Origin of the sequence: Blautia sp. MSK.20.85, from assembly GCF_013317245.1 — a bacterium.
Lineage (GTDB): Bacteria > Bacillota > Clostridia > Lachnospirales > Lachnospiraceae > Blautia_A.
Window position 1 is genome coordinate 1 of record NZ_JAAIUN010000018.1, and the last position, 19,319, is coordinate 19,319.

The 19,319-nt window shown below is 44.7% G+C and carries 13 protein-coding genes and 3 pseudogenes; 3 read left to right on the plus strand and 13 right to left on the minus strand.

The genetic code is table 11. The features are described 5' to 3' along the window. Nucleotides 1-83: 83 nt before the first annotated feature. From G5B12_RS10600 to nhaC, 4 genes and pseudogenes are all read right to left on the minus strand, one after another. A pseudogene (locus tag G5B12_RS10600) lies at nt 84-284 on the minus strand (sugar ABC transporter permease); the annotation flags it as partial. Between the two features lie 35 nt (nt 285-319). Further along, the gene (gene iadA / locus G5B12_RS10605; RefSeq protein WP_015526031.1) at nt 320-1,480 is read right to left on the minus strand and encodes a beta-aspartyl-peptidase; all 1,161 of its coding nucleotides are present in this window, start codon (nt 1,478-1,480) and stop codon (nt 320-322) included. 53 nt (nt 1,481-1,533) lie between these two features. Then, on the minus strand, nt 1,534-2,025 hold the full coding sequence (locus tag G5B12_RS10610; RefSeq protein WP_015526032.1) for an amidohydrolase family protein: 492 nt from the start codon (nt 2,023-2,025) through the stop codon (nt 1,534-1,536). A gap of 5 nt (nt 2,026-2,030) precedes the next feature. Beyond that, nucleotides 2,031-3,476 (minus strand): Na+/H+ antiporter NhaC, encoded by a 1,446-nt coding sequence (gene nhaC, locus G5B12_RS10615; RefSeq protein ID WP_015526033.1) that lies wholly within the window; start codon nt 3,474-3,476, stop codon nt 2,031-2,033. Between the two features lie 336 nt (nt 3,477-3,812). On the opposite strand from nhaC, the pseudogene G5B12_RS18525 reads away from it, so the two are divergent. Then, nucleotides 3,813-4,040, plus strand: a pseudogene (locus G5B12_RS18525) (IS1634 family transposase); the annotation flags it as partial. A 149-nt stretch (nt 4,041-4,189) separates the two neighbouring features. Here the strand turns inward: G5B12_RS18525 and G5B12_RS10620 are convergent. The 8 genes and pseudogenes from G5B12_RS10620 to G5B12_RS10655 all read right to left on the minus strand — a co-directional run. Further along, a pseudogene (locus G5B12_RS10620) lies at nt 4,190-5,518 on the minus strand (IS1182 family transposase); the annotation flags it as partial. Between the two features lie 389 nt (nt 5,519-5,907). Continuing rightward, entirely contained in the window at nt 5,908-7,083 is a 1,176-nt protein-coding gene (gene mmsB / locus G5B12_RS10625) for a multiple monosaccharide ABC transporter permease (RefSeq protein WP_092070224.1), read from the minus strand. Nucleotides 7,084-7,087: 4 nt separating this feature from the next. Then, entirely contained in the window at nt 7,088-8,626 is a 1,539-nt protein-coding gene (gene mmsA / locus G5B12_RS10630; RefSeq protein WP_044960730.1) for a multiple monosaccharide ABC transporter ATP-binding protein, read from the minus strand. Between the two features lie 85 nt (nt 8,627-8,711). After that, nucleotides 8,712-9,740 (minus strand): multiple monosaccharide ABC transporter substrate-binding protein, encoded by a 1,029-nt coding sequence (gene chvE, locus G5B12_RS10635; RefSeq protein WP_227588556.1) that lies wholly within the window; start codon nt 9,738-9,740, stop codon nt 8,712-8,714. Nucleotides 9,741-10,048: 308 nt separating this feature from the next. Beyond that, nucleotides 10,049-11,128 carry a sugar ABC transporter substrate-binding protein gene (locus G5B12_RS10640; RefSeq protein ID WP_021650428.1) on the minus strand — a complete coding sequence of 360 codons (1,080 nt, stop codon included), beginning with the start codon at nt 11,126-11,128 and terminating at the stop codon, nt 10,049-10,051. A gap of 5 nt (nt 11,129-11,133) precedes the next feature. Then, nucleotides 11,134-12,732, minus strand: a complete 1,599-nt coding sequence (locus G5B12_RS10645; protein ID WP_015526037.1) for a response regulator transcription factor — start codon at nt 12,730-12,732, stop codon at nt 11,134-11,136. After that, nucleotides 12,710-14,218: a sensor histidine kinase gene (locus tag G5B12_RS10650; RefSeq protein ID WP_174088192.1), complete on the minus strand. Its 1,509-nt coding sequence runs from the start codon at nt 14,216-14,218 to the stop codon at nt 12,710-12,712. Before G5B12_RS10650 ends, G5B12_RS10645 begins: the two co-directional genes overlap by 23 nt. After that, nucleotides 14,196-15,224, minus strand: coding sequence for a sugar ABC transporter substrate-binding protein (locus G5B12_RS10655; RefSeq protein WP_174088194.1), 1,029 nt, complete (start codon nt 15,222-15,224; stop codon nt 14,196-14,198). Before G5B12_RS10655 ends, G5B12_RS10650 begins: the two co-directional genes overlap by 23 nt. A 141-nt stretch (nt 15,225-15,365) precedes the next feature. On the opposite strand from G5B12_RS10655, the gene G5B12_RS10660 reads away from it, so the two are divergent. Both G5B12_RS10660 and G5B12_RS10665 read left to right on the plus strand, forming a co-directional pair. After that, nucleotides 15,366-15,950: a TetR/AcrR family transcriptional regulator gene (locus G5B12_RS10660; protein ID WP_021976662.1), complete on the plus strand. Its 585-nt coding sequence runs from the start codon at nt 15,366-15,368 to the stop codon at nt 15,948-15,950. A 157-nt stretch (nt 15,951-16,107) separates the two neighbouring features. Further along, nucleotides 16,108-18,072, plus strand: coding sequence for an oleate hydratase (locus G5B12_RS10665; RefSeq protein WP_174088196.1), 1,965 nt, complete (start codon nt 16,108-16,110; stop codon nt 18,070-18,072). Nucleotides 18,073-18,217: 145 nt separating this feature from the next. Here the strand turns inward: G5B12_RS10665 and larE are convergent, their stop codons facing one another. Continuing rightward, the gene (larE, locus tag G5B12_RS10670) at nt 18,218-19,045 is read right to left on the minus strand and encodes an ATP-dependent sacrificial sulfur transferase LarE (RefSeq protein WP_174088198.1); all 828 of its coding nucleotides are present in this window, start codon (nt 19,043-19,045) and stop codon (nt 18,218-18,220) included. Nucleotides 19,046-19,319 lie beyond the last annotated feature (274 nt).

Sequence of the window (19,319 nt, forward strand, 5' to 3'; positions counted from 1 at the left end):
ACATAAAACAACAGTATATACACCCAAAAACAGCAGGTTCCGGATCACTCCGAAAACCTGCTGTCCTGATTCGCTGACTATTATTATTTTACGATAAAAGATTTTCTCTTGCTGACAACATCGAAGATAACCGCTGCCAGAAGAACCATACCTTTAACAACCTTCTGGATATTCTGGTCAATACCCATGATACTCATGCCAAGATTCAGAACACCCATCAGAAGTGCACCAATGATAACACCAGGAACTGTACCGGTACCACCATAAGCAGAAGCACCACCAATAAGTCAATCACAGTCCTTCTCCTGTATGTTTTTCCTTACTGCTCGAATCTGCCCTTCATCTTCACTTCCTGCTCCCACACAGCGACCTTGCCGCGGGCAAACAGGCTGTTGATGTTGAGATTCTCATCCAGTACCAGAAGGTCTGCGTCTGCGCCTTCCGCTACACAGCCCTTGATTCCTTCTTTGCCAAGGAGTACGGCCGGAGTGCTGGTCAGAAGCTGTAAGGCATCCTCCAGCGGCATGCCCTCTCTTACCAGGATCTGGATGGTACGGTGCAGATACTTCGGGGACGCGTAGGTCAGGCCAATGCACTCGCCCTCTTCGTTGAAGCGCGGCTGGCTTCCGAACGCGTCACTGGACATGGTTACATGATCCAGGCTCACATCTTCGCGGTGCAACAGCTCATAGAGCTTCAGAGCATCGGATTCGACCTCCACATCATCGGCGCCGGCGGTGCAGTCAATGTAGCCGCCACGGCGCACCAGATCCGCGCCGGCATCAATCAGTCCAGGATTGCGTAAGATGTGGGTCGGCAGCAGGTTCTTGGCTGGAACGTCGGAATGATCCAGCACATAGAAAATCGGATCCAGTCTTCCCTCTCCGTCACCCATGTGCATGGTTACCAGGCCAGGGGTATTGCTGAGTAAGCCGGCTCTGCGCGCTGCAGTAGCCAGCGCGATCAGCTCTTCTCCGCCTGGGTTGGAGCTTCTGTGGTCCGATACCGCTACCTTCACACCGATCATCGGTGGAACCAGGATGATATCGCGCTCTACACTTCCGGTCAGGGTGGTCGGCGGGTAACCATAGGAACTGGTCAGAGTGTACACGGTCATGCCCTCTTCGGTCAGGGCGCGAGCTTTTGCGACCAGATTTTCCACACTGCGGGTTACGCCATCGGTTCCCAGAAGTCCGACTACCGTGGTAATACCATTTTTGAAGAATTCACTGAGCTGGGATTCCGGTACACGGGATGCCGGCCCCTGCTCTCCGCCGCCGCCTGTGATATGCACGTGCATGTCAATGTAAGCCGGAACAACGGTCTTTCCCTCCAGATCATAGGTTTCCACTCCCGGAAGTCCCTCATATCCCTCAATAGTATCCTGCATCAGAAGGATTTTTTCCCCCTCAATAAGGATATCTTTCTTTCCCAGTTTCTCCGGTGCGTACACATTCGCGTTTTTCAGTAACTTGATCATAATGTCAATTCTCCTGTCTCTTTCTTTTCCGCTTTTCTATTTCAAAGCTTCTGTCAGTCTGTCTCAAAGGTGCCTTTTACCAGTGCTTTTCCATACTCCACCATTTTCTGTCCACGGACAAATACCGTATCTACCAGAAATTCCTCATCCAGGATCACAAGATCCGCGTCGCTGCCCGGACGGATGCAGCCCTTTTTCGGGAATAATCCGTTGGCTCTGGCCGGGTTCTCCCCGCAGATGCGGATGGCTTTTTCCACCGGAACCCCTGCCTTTACAGCATCACGCACTTCCTCATGCAGGGAAGAAAGCCGTGTAACCAGAAGCTTTGCGCCGCCCCCGCCAATCACATGAACATGCTGGTCCACATAACCAGGAATTACCATTTTTCCATCTGCAGAAACAACTTCCACCGGAGCAGAAAGTTCCGGTGGATCGATGTGTTCTGCCACAGAAAATACTTTTTCATCTACGATCAGGATATCACGGATTCCTTTTGGATCCGGATCATACAGATTCGCGTTTTTAATCAAAAGCACTCTGGACATCGTATTTAGTTCTCCTTTTTCTTCTCATCATCGAGCTTGGCAATACCAAATCCGGTAAAGCCCCAGATGATTGCAAAAATCCAGCCGGTGTAGCACAGGATTGCCCATGGAAGGTAATCCAAAGTCTCTACGCCAAGGGTGGAAGCCATGTAAGCACCTGCTGCGGACCACGGGATCAGCGGTACAACTACGGTACCGGCATCCTCAAGGGTTCTGGACAGGTTCTTTGCCGCAAGCCCGCGCTCTTTGTAAGCGTCACGGAACATCTCGCCCGGAATCAGAATGGCAAGGTAAGAGTTACCGGTGGTCAGTGCCATGGTAATGCAGGCTGCAACGGTTGCGGTGATCAGCGCACCGGTACTCTTTGCCACGCTTAAGATCTTCTGGAGTACCACATCCAGACAGCCAGCCCGGCTCATGATACCTGCGAAGCAGAATGCGCAGAATACCAGAAGTGTGGTGCTCATAATGCCGTTCATACCGCCGCGGTTTAACAGCTTGGTTACGGCCTCGGAACAGGTCTCGGTGTCAAATCCTGCACGGTGGATCATGGATACATCAAAACCGTTTACGGTTGCCTTTAACACATCTCCTAACGCTACGTGCTGAATGAAGACACTCTCCAAGCCTGCTACAAAAGTAGAAAGAAGCATAACCGGAATGGTTGGCTTCTGAAGCAGGGAGCCGCCCAGCACGATCACTACCGGAATGATGATCAGCAGGTTCCAGCTGTACATGGAAGAAAGCTGGCTTAATAAAGTAGTAACGGTGTCAGAAGTAATATCTGCGCTTACATCTGCGTTCATACCAACAATGGCATATACCACCAGGGAAACGATGGTTGCTGGGACAGTGGTGTAGAACATATGTCCGATATGCTCATACAGTGTGCTGCCTGCCGCGATCGGAGCCAGGTTTGTGGTATCGGACAGCGGAGACATCTTGTCACCAAAGTAGGAACCTGCGATGCAGGCGCCTGCAGTAGCCGGAAGGGATACGCCAAGGGCGCTTGCGATTCCCATCAGGGCAACACCCATGGTTGCAACGGAACCCCAGGAGGTACCGGTAACAACCGAAACCACTGCCTCGATCAGGAACGCGGTAACCAGCATGAATTTCGGGTTTACGATCTGGACGCCGTAATAAATCATCATCGGAATGGTACCGGATGCCATCCAGGTACCAACCATAGCGCCAACACATACAAGAATCAGGATGGCAGGCATGCCCTTTGCAATCTTGGTGCAGATCTCATCCATCATCTCATCCCAGGTAATGCCTACACGGAACGCGATAAATGCTGCGATTGCAGCTACCATGATCAGAAGCGGCTCTGTGCTGTAGCCGAATACGCCTTTTCCGATGGTAAGGATCAGGAGCATTGCGACGATCGGTGTGATCGATTCCGCAAAAGTGGGCAGACGTTTGGCCCGTTCTTTCTTTTCTTTCATTTGTAGTTTCTCCTTTTAGCCTCCTTCGTGACAGTTTCACATTTTATCACGGCAGAGTATTAAGATTTGGACTTATTATATCAGAAAAGATAACGGGCAACAACTAAAACTTTATATTTTTTTATTTTCTTGTTACACGGGAGTTTGACACATTGAAATTCAAAAAAGTACCGCAAAGCCTTGAAACAGGCTTATTTTTTTGTCAAATTTTTATTTTTATTATATAGTAATATTTAGTGATATGTACTATAACAGTGGAAGCGGTAATTATTGTGCGTATAACAACATCAAAATCAAAAAATTCCGAGTCCTTTTATATCACTCAGTCCTATACAAATCCGGTTATTAAACCGCGCTTTGAAAGGAACTTATACTACAGAACAATTGCTCCATATTTTAAAAGACATAAAATTTGCAGATGTAGAAAAACAGGGTTTCATGCCGGTATATGAACGTCAGAAAATCACTGACGATCTCCACGAAACCTGTGGATTCAGAACAGACTATCAATTCATAACAAAACGGAAAATGAAAGGAATTCAGAAAAAAAGTAAGCGGAGATAAAACATTACTATGTTTCGTGTATGCAGATAAAAGTGCCACACCCCTTGTATTTGAAGGGCACTGAAAAACTTCCATTTCTTCTTAAGTGGAAGTTTTTCTTTTATATTATTTTCAAATCTTTACTTAGGAAAATCATAAAAAGCTATGGTTTACTCCATAGCCAGCTCATCTAATCTTACTATTCGTTTTACATTTGCTGTAAATGCCGTAAAATACATTTGCAGATGCATAGCAAATAAACCTCTCGAATCTGCTTTACGCAAACCGTGAGCTTCCTTTAGTTCTCCATTCTTTTCTTCTATCCTGTGCCGAATCTTCATTCGCTCCTGAAAATATTCGCTTTCTTCAAATTTAAGCCTTTCAAGATTTTTCTCGCTTGCTTGCGTGATACTGTAGCTTCTTGTTTTAGCGTTTGATCTTCCTACACGGCATTTTTCTCTTTGGGGACATTTCCGACACGTTACTTTGCTAAATATATATCTTAAATAAGTATTCCCATTTTTTGCCGTTCTTTTTTCTACACGCGTGGAAAGCTCTCCGGCAGGACACTGCAGCATCCCAGCATCTTTATTAAAGCAGAAACCTTCCTCAAGGTTCCCGTTTGCTGCAGCAGCTACTGCTGTATTGGTTCTGGCAATCAATGTAATCTCTTTTCCGCAGACTTCCAGATTGTCATCACTGACATATGCCATATCGCCTATAACTTCTGTAACTTTTATTCCATTTTCCTTCGCGTTTTCTATCAGTTTTGGTAATTCCTGCCCATCTGGTGCTCCTCCATCTGTTACAGTGATCCCCGCAATGAGACGTTCTTCAGTCATCGCAAGATGATTCTTATATCCATAGAACGTACTGGTTGCCGTTTTATGTCCAAACCGTGCATCTTTATCATCTTTGGATCGGATCTCTTTGAGCCGCTCATCTTCTAGTAGTTCTTTCATTTCATGAGAAAGTTTCTGTATCTTTTTATTTCCACAGGATTTTATTCCTTCCTCCAGAACCTGGAGTAGTTCCCTAGTATAGGCAATTTCTTCATCCAGTCCTGCTTCCAAAGAGGGTTTCTCAGGAAATCGCTCTGATAATTCAAAAGCTGTTTTATAAACCTCTTTCCGAAGTTGTTTGCTCATATCCCGCAGAATCTGCGTTGGAGATTTTGCCCAGACAGAAGCAATTGTATGGGTGGAATCAACGATAATGGTTCCCGATTTGATCAGATTTTTATCCAAAGCCTGTTGAATGGTTTCTTTTAACATTTCTTCCAGAATATCTTCTGTAATACGAGTTTTTCTGAATTTTGTGAGAAGACTGGGATCTATCATTTTTGCTTCTGGTTCCAGGTCAAGGAAAAATTTATATGCCATGTCCGTCTGGGCGCTGCTAATCAGGGCTTCGTCAGAAAGATCGTACAGTTTTTTCAGGAAAAGCAGTTTAAACATCATTTCTGGTTCCTTTGCCGGGCGACCGAAATTTTCACAAAAAAGCCCAATTCTTTTTTAGAATCAGACTTTTTCAGTGCCCTTTTAAATATGGTTTTGATTTGGTTTTGTAGCATAAAAAAATCTCCTTGTAGTTGTATTTGCATCGTGCAGATGCTTCTTTAACTACAAGGGCCGCTCTCACTACTTCTAAAAACCAATCAGTAGTGAGAGCGGCCGCACATTTGAGTTGAAGTGTCAACCCCTATTTAGGGAAAAACTAAAAAAGAGGTTAGACCTCATGTATAAGATCTAACCTTGAAAATTAACTAAATGACATTGACCAGTGAACAGTAACAAAATAACCTTACATAAAACAACAGTATATACACCCAAAAACAGCAGGTTCCGGATCACTCCGAAAACCTGCTGTCCTGATTCGCTGACTATTATTATTTTACGATAAAAGATTTTCTCTTGCTGACAACATCGAAGATAACCGCTGCCAGAAGAACCATACCTTTAACAACCTTCTGGATATTCTGGTCAATACCCATGATACTCATACCAAGATTCAGAACACCCATCAGAAGTGCACCAATGATAACACCAGGAACTGTACCGGTACCACCATAAGCAGAAGCACCACCAATAAAACAAGCACCGATCGCATCCATCTCAAAGTTTGTACCAGCCTGCGGGTTGGAAGAATTCAATCTGGCCATTGTCACCATACCTGCGATAGCAGCCAGAAGACCCATGTTCAAGTAAGCAAGGAAATAAACTTTGTTCGTATCAATACCGGAAAGCTTTGTTGCCTTCTCATTACCACCAACTGCGTAGAAATAACGGCCTGTTGTAGTCTTGGAAGCAATGTATGTATAGATCGCGATGATCACTGCAACCCAGAGAAGAGAATTCGGGATACCTTTGTACTGAGCAAGTCTGAACATGAATGCAAGAACAACTACACAGATCAGAACCATCTTCACTGCAACACCACCGAAAGACTCAACACTGTAGCCTTTTTTTGCACGGTCTGCACGGTTTTTCATAACAAGTGCAACATAGACGATGCAGACAATAATGCCAACTACGAAACATGTTCTGTTAAATCCTTCACCTCCACCAAGGAAGTCCGGAATATAGTTATTGAACAGAGCCAGATAAGCATCCGGCATCGGGGCCAGGGTCTGTCCTTCCAGAACTACGTTGGAAAGGCCACGAAAAGCAAGCATACCTGCCAGAGTAACAATAAATGGAGGAATTCGTACATAAGCGATCCAGAATCCCTGCCATGCACCAATGGCAATACCCACAAGAAGCATCACGATCATAGTGAGATACGGGTTCATACTGTTGAGAACCATCATCTTACCACCGACAGCAGCAACAAAGCATACAACAGAACCAACTGACAGATCGATGTTACCACCTGTTAAAATACAGAACAGCATACCGGTTGCAAGAATAAATACATATGCATTCTGGGCTACCAGGTTATTTACATTCTGCGGAAGAAGCATAACGCCCTTTGTGTTCACAGAAAACATGATCACAACAAATACCAGAACAATGACCATGGTATATTTTTTTAATATTTCTGAAAAACTAATCTTTTTCTCCATCTTCTTACTCTCCTTTACCTGACTTCACGATCCTGGACATGATCAGCTCAGATGTAGCTTCCTCACCACTTACCTCTCCTACGAATCTGCCCTCGTTCATGATATAGATTCTGTCTGACATTCCAAGCACTTCCGGAAGCTCAGAAGAGATCATGATCACAGATTTTCCTGCTGCGACCAGGTCATTGATGATACAGTAGATTTCATATTTGGCTCCTACGTCAATACCTCTTGTAGGTTCATCCAAGATCAGAATATCCGGCTCTGCAAACATCCATTTTGCAAGAAGGACCTTCTGCTGATTACCACCGCTCAGGTTTCCGACATTCTGCTCAACTGTCGGACACTTGGTTTTCAGTTTCTTCCTGTATTCCTCAGCAACTGCGTATTCTTTATCCGTATCGATCACTTTTCCATTACTGATACCAGACATGTTTGCAAGCGTAGTGTTCATCTTTATGGACTTGGAAAGGATCAGCCCGTTTCCTTTTCGATCCTCTGTAACATAAGCAAGCTTGTTGTCGATGGCTTCCTGAACTGTATTCAGCTTCACTTCTTTTCCGTTCATGAACACCTGTCCAGAAATTTTAGTTCCATAGCTCTTGCCAAAAATACTCATAGCCAGTTCTGTACGTCCTGCTCCCATCAGTCCTGAAATACCGACAACCTCTCCTTTATGTACTTTAAAGGATACGTTATTTACCACCTTACGTTCTGTATACAGCGGATGATAAACATTCCAGTTTTTAATCTCCATGGAAACATCGCCGATCTTTACATTTGGACGTTTCGGGAACCGATCTGTCATCTCACGTCCAACCATTCCCTGAATGATCCTCTGCTCAGAAAAATCGTCTTTCTTTTTATCCAGTGTTTCAATGGTAGATCCATCTCGGATAACTGTGATCTTATCTGCTACATAGGAGATTTCATTTAATTTATGGGAAATGATGATAGAGGTCATTCCCTGCTTCTTGAATTTCAGAAGAAGATCCAGAAGAGCTTTGGAGTCATCTTCATTCAGTGATGCGGTAGGCTCATCCAGAATGAGCAGCTTTGCATTCTTTGCAAGTGCCTTTGCGATCTCAACCAACTGCTGCTTACCTACACCAATATCCTTGATCAAAGTTCTGGAGGATTCCTCCAGTCCTACTATTTTCAAATATTTATCTGCTTCTCCATAAGTTTCATTCCAGTTGATGGAAAAGCTTTTGCCTCTTTCATTACCCAGATACATGTTCTCCCCGATGGTCATGTACGGGATCAGAGCAAGTTCCTGGTGGATGATTACAATTCCTTTATGTTCACTGTCTTTGATAGTGTTAAACTTACAGATCTCACCATCATAAATAATATTTCCTTCATACGAACCGTACGGATAAATACCACTTAATACATTCATCAATGTAGATTTACCGGCACCGTTTTCACCTACCAGTGCGTGGATCTCGCCTTCCTCGACCTGGAGATTAACATTATCCAGTGCCTTTACACCTGGGAAAGTTTTGGTGATATTTTTCATTTCCAGAAGTATCTTAGCCAACTCAATTTCCCTCCCTTTCCACTGTTCATGCAGGCGGTTATATTCCCCGCCTGCATGTGATAAATTTCTTTCTTAAAAATTCTGATTATTTGATCTGATCCTCTGTGTAGTATCCGGAGTCGATCAGGATCTCTTTGTAGTTATCTGTTGTAACAACAACCGGATCGCAAAGGTATGTCGGGATGACACCGGTTCCGTTATCATAGGATTTTGTATCGTTCACTTCCGGCTCCTCACCTTTCATGATGGAGTCAACCATTTTTACTACTGCAGATGCAAGAGCTCTTGTATCTTTGAATACAGACATTGCCTGTTTTCCGGCTACAAGGTTCTTAACGTTTGGTGTGTCACAGTCCTGACCAGTAATGATCGGATATTCTCCTGTGTAGGAAGCTGCCAGTGCATTCTCAACACCAAGGGCTGTGGAATCGTTGGAGCAGAGAACTGCGTCAAGGTTTGTTCCGTCAGAGTAGTTACCTGCGATGATAGTATCCATTCTATCCTGTGCTTTTGCACTGTCCCAGTTAGCTGTAGCAACCTGCTCGAACTCTGTCTGACCGGATTTTACTACCAGCTTACCGTCATCGATGTATTTCTGGAGAACATCCATTGCACCACCGAAGAAGAAGTTACAGTTGTTATCGCCAGGATCTCCTGTGAACAGCTCAATATTGAATGGTCCGTCCTGATTGTCAAGATCCAGTGCATCTACCAGGTACTCGCCCTGTTTCTGACCTACTTTGTAGTTATCAAATGTTGCATAATAGGTTACTGCATCGGAATTCATAAGAAGACGGTCATAAGAGATAACCGGAATTCCTTTTTCTTTGGCCTGTTTCAGAGGCTCGCCAAGGCTGCTTCCATCGATGGATGCCACAACCAGAAGGTCACATCCGTTTGCTACCTGGTTCTCAAGCTGGGAAACCTGTGTGCTTACATCATTGGATGCATACTGAAGGTCTACCTCATATCCTGCTGCCTCCAGCTCTTTCTTCATGTTATCGCCATCCTGGTTCCATCTCTGGAGATCCTTGGTCGGCATGGTAACACCGATCAGTTTCTTGTCTGCTGCCTGTGCTGTTGCTGCCGGAACTACCACCATACCAGCTACCATTGTTGCGCAAAGAAGTGCAGATACCATTTTTCTTTTCATTGTAAAATCCTCCGTTTCATTATTTGTTTTTGGAATCACGTTTCCTTTGATGATGTTACTATAACACAGGACTGTCTGGACATAGTTGGCAAGGACAGAGACATTTTTTTGCAAAAGAAAAATGCCCTGCATCAGGCAAGACATTTTTGCACCAAAAATCTGCTATTGATTTTTGTCATAATTGTGTATTATTGCGCATATGGATACACTGCCACATTACTTGCAGAATTTCACTGCCACATATATGCCGGTATGCAATCTGTTCTGCATTACTCTGTATCGTAATCTATATTGAGATATACTTCATCTCGTCTGTGGAAACCGCCGTCAATGATCACCTCATCAATATTATCCCTTGTAACGGCAACCGGTTCCAGCACCTTCGCCGGGATATCATAGCTTCCATCGCTCATGGTATCTGTCACATCTGACGGAATCTTTCCCTCTTCTGCCATCTTCACCGCATATTCAGCTGCCTGGCGTGCCAGATCTTCGATAGATTTAAATGCTGTCATGTACTGGGTTCCTTCCACAATACGCTGACATGCAGCCAGATCACCATCCTGGCCTACCACGATCACCTGTCCGGCAAGCTGGTTTTCCGCAAGAATCTGTATCACCTGGCTGGCAATATCATCATTTCCGCACATGATTCCCTTTACATCAGGATACTCTTCCAGTGCTTCCTCCACATAATCTGCTGCCAGCTCTGCGATCCAGCCCTCACAGTTGGCTTCGTAAACTACCTTCAGATCACTGTTTTTCAGAGTGTCTTCAAATCCCTCTTTTACCATGTCCACATTGTTATCTGAAGCAGAGCCCTGGATCATAAAAATCTTTCCGCCATCAGGGATCGCTTCCATCATGGACTGTGCCATGATCTCTCCGACTTTCCGGTTATCAAAGGAAATATACATGTCTGTATCCGCATCATTTACCATGCGGTCATAGGAGATCACCCTGATTCCTGCATTGTGGGCACGCTCCACAGCCTCAGATAATGCTTTGCAGTCTCTGGCAATGATCACGATCACGTCCATATGCTTCTTGATAAAATAGTCAATCTGGCTGATCTGCTCTTTTGTATCTGCTCCCGCATCCTGAACATTCACTTCCGCTCCCAGCTCCCTTGCTGTTGCCACGAATACATCCCTGTCACGAATCCACCTCTCAATAACAAAAGAATCCACTGTAAGACCGATCTGAATTTTCTTTTCACCACTGTCTTCCTCTGTATCGTTTTCCTGTGCAGCTGTCTGCTTTGTTTTTTCGGAAGCGCAGCCATTCAGCATCAATGTCAACAGACACAGCAAGATCAACAGCTTCCTAATCATTTTCCCCCCGCTCATATTGTCTACCTCAACTTCTCTCTGAATTCACTTGGTGTCACGCCTTCGTATTTCTTGAATATCCTGCTGAAATAATTGGGGTCGCTGTATCCGGATTCCGCACAGATCTCCTTGATGGAAAGCCCTGAATCCTTGAGAAGTTCTCTTGCATTCCGAAGCCGCACTTCTGTAAGATACTCGATAAAATTTCCTCCGGTCTCCTGCTTAAAAAGCTTGCTGAAATAATAAGGGCTGATATCCACCTCCCGTGACACCTCATCCAGTGAAATATCTTTTTTGTAATTGTCCCGAATATAGGACTTTGCTTTTTCGATAATAGAAACCGCTTCTTTTTCCCTTGCACTTTCCATGTTACTGCAGATTTCTGATGTTTTGCCCAGGAACCATTTTTTCATTCCTTCTATATCTGTATATTCCTGGATCTCATGAATATAATTTCTGCGGCAGCTGATCGCATATTTCACGGTACCTGCAAAAAAGGCCTTTTTTTCCACTCCCATCACAAGCTCCAGGATCTTGATGCGCATGTCCTCCAGATCTACTCCCGGCTGCTTCTCCATCCACCGGATAAATTCCTCGGCACAGCTTAAAGCTCCTGCCACATCCTTATCCATCACCCGCTTTTCATAGCGACGTTCCAAATCTCTTGGATATTCGCCGTCATATTTCTGTGCAGCCGGAACATCCTCAATATGTATAACATGGCTGGTGCTTTCCCGAAGTGCGATCATGGCCTCCTTGAAGGATTCTTTCATGGTGCTTCCCATCTCCTTCACCCGGCCGATACCACAGCGAAATTTACTGTCGATCCTGCTTTCCAGCTTATGTACCATGTTTCTGGTTCTTGTTACAACCTCCACACGTTCCTCATAGGACTCCCTGGAATTACGGTATGGAACAAGCAGTACAATACGGTTTCCCATAATGGGTCCTACCAGACATTCAAAAAATCCCTGAGCGATTTCCCGGAATGTGGAATAAAATTTGTTTGCCTTCACACTGGCCCCCACCGCATTGGTAAGAACGCCATTTTCCGTGGAATCCCCGAATTCAGCCACGATCATATATCCATATTCTTCCCGGATATCCAGAAGCTCCCTGTAATTATCCTGATATGTCTGAAAATCATCCTGCAGAAGAATATTATTGATATATCCGCTCTCAATCATGGGCACAACTGTCTCCAGCTTTTCACGGATACGGAGATCATCGCTTCGCTTCTGTCTTGTAGAATCTACCTTTTCCATAGCTTTGGAGCATATTTCCAGAATCACCTTTTTGTTTACCGGCTTGGTAAGAAATTCCATAACTCCAAGATTTACCGCTTCCTTGGCATAATTAAATTTATCATAGGCTGTAATGATCACAAAGACCACAGATCTGTTAAATTTCTGAATTTCCCGGATTGCCTGGATTCCACTTAAGCCCGGCATCTGAATGTCCATAAAGCAGATATCCGGCGGATATTTCTCCGCCTCCTCCACAACCACACGGCCTGTCTTGGCTGTATGGATCTCACATTCATTTCCATAGTTGGAACTTATAATATTTTTCAGGGATTCCAGCATGATCCCCTCATCATCAGCAATCAGGATTCTGTACATTTTTTTCGCTCCTCTCCAGAGGAATATTGATCACTACCTCTGTTCCCATTCCTTCACCTTCACTGTATATTTCCATTAATCCGTCCCGCTCATAATACAGTTCCAGACGGCTGATCACATTATTCATTCCGATTCCCGTGGAATCACCCTCGCCTGAACTGCTGTGGACTTTTTTTGACAGTACTCTTTGTATCTGTTCTCCGGTCATGCCCAGTCCGTTATCCCGAACACTGATCTCAATATGGTCGTTCCATCTCTCCACACTGAGATCAATATGTCCTTCCCAATCTATATTCCGGATTCCATGATTGACTGCGTTTTCCACAACCGGCTGCAGGATCATACTGGGAACACGTACATTTTCCACATCACATTCCACTTTTTTTGAAAAATGGATGTCCCCGGCAAACCGTACATTCAGAATATAAATGTAATTGTCCACAGCCTCCAGTTCTTCCTCCAGTGTGGCATCTTCCTCACCCTTCTTTACATTGTAGCGAAAAAAATCTGCCATCTTTTCCACAAAGATACTGGTTTTTTCTGCATCCTCCATCATTGCAAGCTGTACTCCTGCATTCAGGGAATTAAAAAGGAAATGCGGATTAATCTGAGACTGGAGATACTTAAGCTGTGCCTCCTTGAGATGTGTTTCCATCAAAAGCTCCCTCTCTATCATCTGCTGTTCTTTTTCCATGCTGGCCTTTGTCCTGGCAATGTAAAGACCAAGATTATCCACCATGGTATTAAAGGCTCTTGTTACCGTTCCAAGCTCATCCCTGGAATCTGCTGGGGGCATCTTTACATTAAAATTCCCCTGACCTACCAGCTGTGCAGTTTCTGCCATATTAGTCAGCGGCAGGAACATCTCCCTTGTTGCCATGATCAGAAGGAACATTCCACAGATCACCACCAGAAGCATGATCATCATATTACTGATCTCCAGATATCTCATAACCGCCCGGAGAGCTGCATAAGTCTGGGAATTTTCTTTAAAAAGCTGCTTGTTCAGCTCATCCATAGAACTCTGGATATAACTGTAAAGCTCCAGACTTTCATCATATTCCTGCTTATATTTCTCCACATTCCTGCCTCTCTTGGCAGCTACAGTTCCTGCGGTACAGGAAAGATATGATTCCGACATCTTACGTATCTTCTTCTCCAGAAGTTTTACGGAATCATCAATATTCCGTTCATTTAACTTCTCCAGCTCCTGCCTGTATTTCGCCTCATTCTGATAATAATCCATCAGTGCCTGAGAGTTTTTTACCTTCAGATACTGGTACATACTGTCCTGCACATCGTCAAAAACCTGCCCAAGCTCTGTGATCTGGGCATTGCTGGCATACACATCATCCATCTCATGCATGGAGTTGTTGATCCGCGCATAAAACAGCATGTTGATGCTGAACAGTAAAACTGCCAGCACGCCAACCTCGATCATGATCTTGCTTACAAGAGAAAAGTCACTCCAACGAATCTTTTTCATCTGTGACTGCCTCCCTCCTCATCTTCTCCACTGCTGTTCTGTCAAGAAAATTAATGTCTACGTTGTAGAAAGAATTGGTTCTTCCATCTTCTATATAGCTGGTAACTGCCTCCACACTGTACTGTCCCAGCTGGGTCGTGTCCACATCACAGGTAACTGAAATAACACCTTTTTCAACTGCCGCCAGAATATCCTCAGATGTATAATAACCAATGATCTTCACTTTTCCTGCAAGGTTGAAATCCAGAATTGCCTGTCTTGCACACTCCGTTGTCTCCTCATCCATACACACAAGGATATCCGGAACATTCCGCTTCTGCTGAAAAATATCAGTAACTGCCTCCTCTGTTTCAAAGGTTCCTGTTGACAGAAGATTCCTTCCCTTGATCTCAATATCCTCAGAACCAGCTGCCATCTTCACCGCATTGCTGATCTGAGTGTATATCTGACTTTCGTTCATATCATCAATGTCCCGTTTCTGCAGGATCAGGATATTCTTCGTGTTCTCATCCACGTATTTGGCAACAATTTCCCCGTAAGCCATGCCAAGCTGATAATCGCTGACTCCCACAAAGCTCTGGCGGCGGCTGTGCACCGCATCACTCATGACTGTAACCACCGGTATTCCGTTTCTTACTGCAGTATTGATCGCTTCTTCCAGACCGGCTTCTCCATTATACTGCAGGATAATACCATCCGCCTTGGCCGCAATGCTCATATTCATATAATCAAGTTTATCATAGGATGTTTCCCTGTCCGGCCCCATGATCTCAATCAGTACATTATTAGGAGCTGCTTTTTTCTTCGCACTGTCATATACTGCCTGCCAGAACTGGGAATCGGGACTGTCCACGATCATGTCGTACTGGTATTTATATATTTTCTCTTCCTGTTTATCCAACCCTGCTTTTTCACTGATTCCTCTGTAATAGGATTCTCCTGTCACATAAGTAAGTACTATCACGGCAGCAAAGATCAGCAGGATACAAACTGATTTTTTCTTCATAGTACACTCCGTTCTGTTCCACAAAATATTCCAGGTTCAGTTTATCATAATTTCACAGAAAAGTCACTGTTTAACATGGATTTTCTGTGCACTTTCATGTTATATTAGTAACTATAACATTGCCAAAGGAGGCCGCAAGACATGACAAACGCAACCAAACTTGCTCTGGAAGAATCCCTGAAACGTCTGCTTCTTAAGAAGCCTTTAGATAAGATCACCATCAACGACCTGACTACAGACTGCGGGATCAGCCGCATGACTTTTTATTATCATTTCAAAGATATCTACGATCTTGTGGAGTGGAGTTGTCTGGAGGATGCCAGGATCGCCCTCCAGGGCAAAAAAACTTCTTCTACCTGGCATGAGGGACTTCTTCAGATCTTTGATGCCGTAATGGAAAACAAACCGTTCATCTTAAATGTATACCGCAGCGTTGGACGGGAACAGATCGAGAATTATCTGTTTGCGCTCACCTGTGATCTGCTGATGGGTGTGGTAACTGAGAAATCAAAAGACATCCTCATTACAGAAGAGCAGAAAATTTTTATCGCAGATCTCTATAAATACAGCTTTGTAGGCATTATGCTGGACTGGATCAAAAATGGCATGCGCGAAGATTACCACGGAATCGTGGATGACACCGCAACTGCACTGTATGGATGTATCGACAATGCCATCCACAATTTTGCCGCAAAAAACAAAACTGCCGGTGTGCGTACAGAATAAAAACTTATCAAAACAGGCATAATGATAAAAAACTGAACATTTCCGGTGTTTTGTAAATAGAATCTTTTTTCCGGATGGGCTATCATAGCCTCAACAGCAACAAAGAACAGTTAATCCGATACAAACAGGTATCTCATTTACGAAAGGTGGATGTCATATGTCAGATAAAAAAGGATTCATGGGACTTGCAGCACTTGCGGCAGCCGGAGCCGGCGCAGCCATGCTGATGAAAAAAACAAAAGAGATCAATGAAGAGGAAACTTTCCATGTAAAGGAAACTACCGAGAACTACCGCAATACCGAACGTGGAAAATATGCCAAAAACGGCAAGGGGATCTATTATTCCAACGGTAACTATGAAGCTTTTGCCCGTCCGGAGAAGCCGGAAGGTGTGGATGACAAACATGCTTACATCGTAGGAAGCGGCCTTGCTTCCCTGGCAGCTGCCTGCTTCCTGGTCAGAGATGCACAGATGCCCGGGGACCATATCCACATCCTGGAAGCCATGGACATTGCCGGCGGTGCCTGCGATGGAATTTTTGATCCGTCCAGAGGTTATATCATGCGTGGCGGCCGTGAGATGGAAAATCATTTCGAATGTCTCTGGGATCTTTTCCACAGCATTCCTTCCCTCGAAAAGCCAGGTGCTTCTGTTCTGGACGAATTTTACTGGCTGAATAAGCATGACCCCAATTATTCTCTGTGCCGTGCAACCGTTAACCGTGGGCAGGACGCTCATACCGACGGAAAATTTAACTTAAGCCAGAAGGGCTGCATGGAAATCATGAAGCTGTTTATGACAAAGGATGAGGATCTTTACGACAAAACTATCGAGGATGTTTTCGATGATGAAGTGTTTGATTCCACTTTCTGGCTGTACTGGAGGACCATGTTCGCATTTGAGAACTGGCACAGTGCTCTGGAGATGAAGCTTTACTTCCAGCGCTTCATCCATCACATTGCAGGCCTTCCGGATTTCAGTGCCCTGAAGTTCACCAAGTACAATCAGTATGAATCCCTGATCCTTCCTATGAAAAAATATCTGGAGGATGCAGGTGTTGACTTCCAGTTTAATACCGAGGTCACAAACGTGATCTTTGATTTCAAGGATGGCAAAAAGATCGCCTCCGCCATTGAATGTAAGGTAAAAGGTGTGGAACAGGGCATTCTTCTTACTGAAAATGATTATGTTTTTGTCACAAACGGAAGCTGTACAGAAGGCACCATCTATGGCGACCAGAATCATGCTCCAAACGGTGACGCAGAAGTCCGCACCAGCGGCGTATGGTCCCTGTGGAAAAATATCGCAGCCCAGGATCCGTCCTTCGGACATCCGGAAAAATTCTGCTCTGATATTTCCAAAACAAACTGGGAATCTGCTACCATCACGACTCTGGATGACCGCATCATCCCGTATATCACCAATATCTGCCAGCGTGACCCGCGTTCCGGCAAGGTTGTTACCGGCGGTATCGTAAGCTGCCAGGATTCCAAATGGCTCTTAAGCTGGACCATCAACCGTCAGGGACAGTTCAAGGAGCAGGATCCGAAGAAAGTCTGCGTATGGGTATACGGACTGTTCACCGATGTTCCTGGTGACTATATCAAAAAACCGATGAAAGAATGTACCGGTAAGGAAATTACCGCTGAGTGGCTGTACCACCTGGGTGTTCCGGTAGATCAGATCGACGACATGGCTGAAAACAGTGCTGTCTGCGTTCCGACTATGATGCCGTATATCACTGCATTCTTTATGCCCCGCGCCAAAGGTGACCGCCCGGATGTTATCCCGGATGGATGCGTAAACTTCGCATTCCTGGGTCAGTTTGCAGAGACTCCACGTGATACCATATTCACAACAGAATATTCCGTACGTACCGCAATGGAAGCTGTATATGGACTTTTTGGTGTAGACCGTGGTGTTCCGGAAGTATGGGGAAGCGTTTATGATATCCGTGAGCTTCTTGACAGCAGCGTGAAGCTGATGGATGGAAAATCTCCTCTTGAGATCCAGCTGCCCGGACCTCTGAATGCACTGAAAAAACCACTTCTCAATGTTGTAAAGGGTACTGTGGTTGAAAAGGTGCTCCGGGATCATAATGTGCTGAAGGATTATATGTAAGATATACAGCCTGGCAGACAGATATTCTCAATCCGAAAATTGAGATTTGAACACAGTAACGGAGCCTCCGGTTCTATTCGTGCAGCAATCCCCCCGAAATACTTCTCGCGCGGTATTTCCGGGGGATTATTTTATTTTCTGATACTTATTTTCCCAGTGTTTCATTCATACTTCCGGAACGGAAGCCCTGAAGATCCAGAGTCACGTAAGAAAATCCCAATGTGCGGAATTTCTCTGTGATCTTTGTTCTTGTTTCATTATCTGCAATTTTCAGGATATCTTCTTCCGGAACCTCGATCCTTGCCATGGTACCGTGGATACGGACACGGAACTGATGGAATCCCAGATCCATGAGAAACTGCTCGGCCTGGTCTACCATGTGAAGTTTTTCCTCGGTGATGGTCTCACCGTATACAAATCTGGAAGCAAGGCAGGCAAAGGATGGCTTGTTCCAGGTTGGAAGGTTCATGCCCTTTGACAGCTTGCGAATCTCTTCTTTATAGAGGCCGGCCTCCTGGAGAGGACTTCGGACCCCAAGCTCCTGAATGGCTCTTTTTCCAGGACGGTAATCTCCCAGGTCATCCATATTGGAGCCTTCCACGATCATGTTCATATGGTGGGATTTTGCTGCTTCCCAGAGTTTGGTGAAGATGGCTTTTTTGCAGATGTAGCAACGGTCCGGCGGGTTCTGGCGGAAGCCTGGAATGTCGAATTCGTTGATCTTACAGATCTCCTGTCGGATATGATTTTCCTGGCAAAAATCCTCTGTTTCTTTCAGCTCTCTGTCAGTAAAGGAACAGGGACAGGCAGTAATGGCCATGGCCCTGTCGCCAAGTGTTTCCTGTGCGGCTTTCAGAAGAAACGTGGAGTCTACACCGCCGGAAAAGGCTACGGCTACGCTTCCAAGGGAACGAAGGATCTCCTGGAGTTTTCTGTATTTTTCTTCAAGTGTGATATTGTCTGTTGCTGGCATATGTTCTGTCACCTCGTAATTTGTAAAATATTATTTGTGTATTATTGTAAACGATACCTTTTTGTCCTACAAGCATTTTCTTTCTGATGGATACACTATGAAATTTGTAAGTATATCCGGACGATCTATCCGGCTCATAAGCTTTTCGTAAAATTATCTTCCACAAAATTTTTACAGAACAGGAAAGACTTCTTCCTGGAGGACTCTTTTATGTCATTGGAACATTACGAAATAATTTTCCATGATATAAAATAGGACCGGAAATGCAGCATAT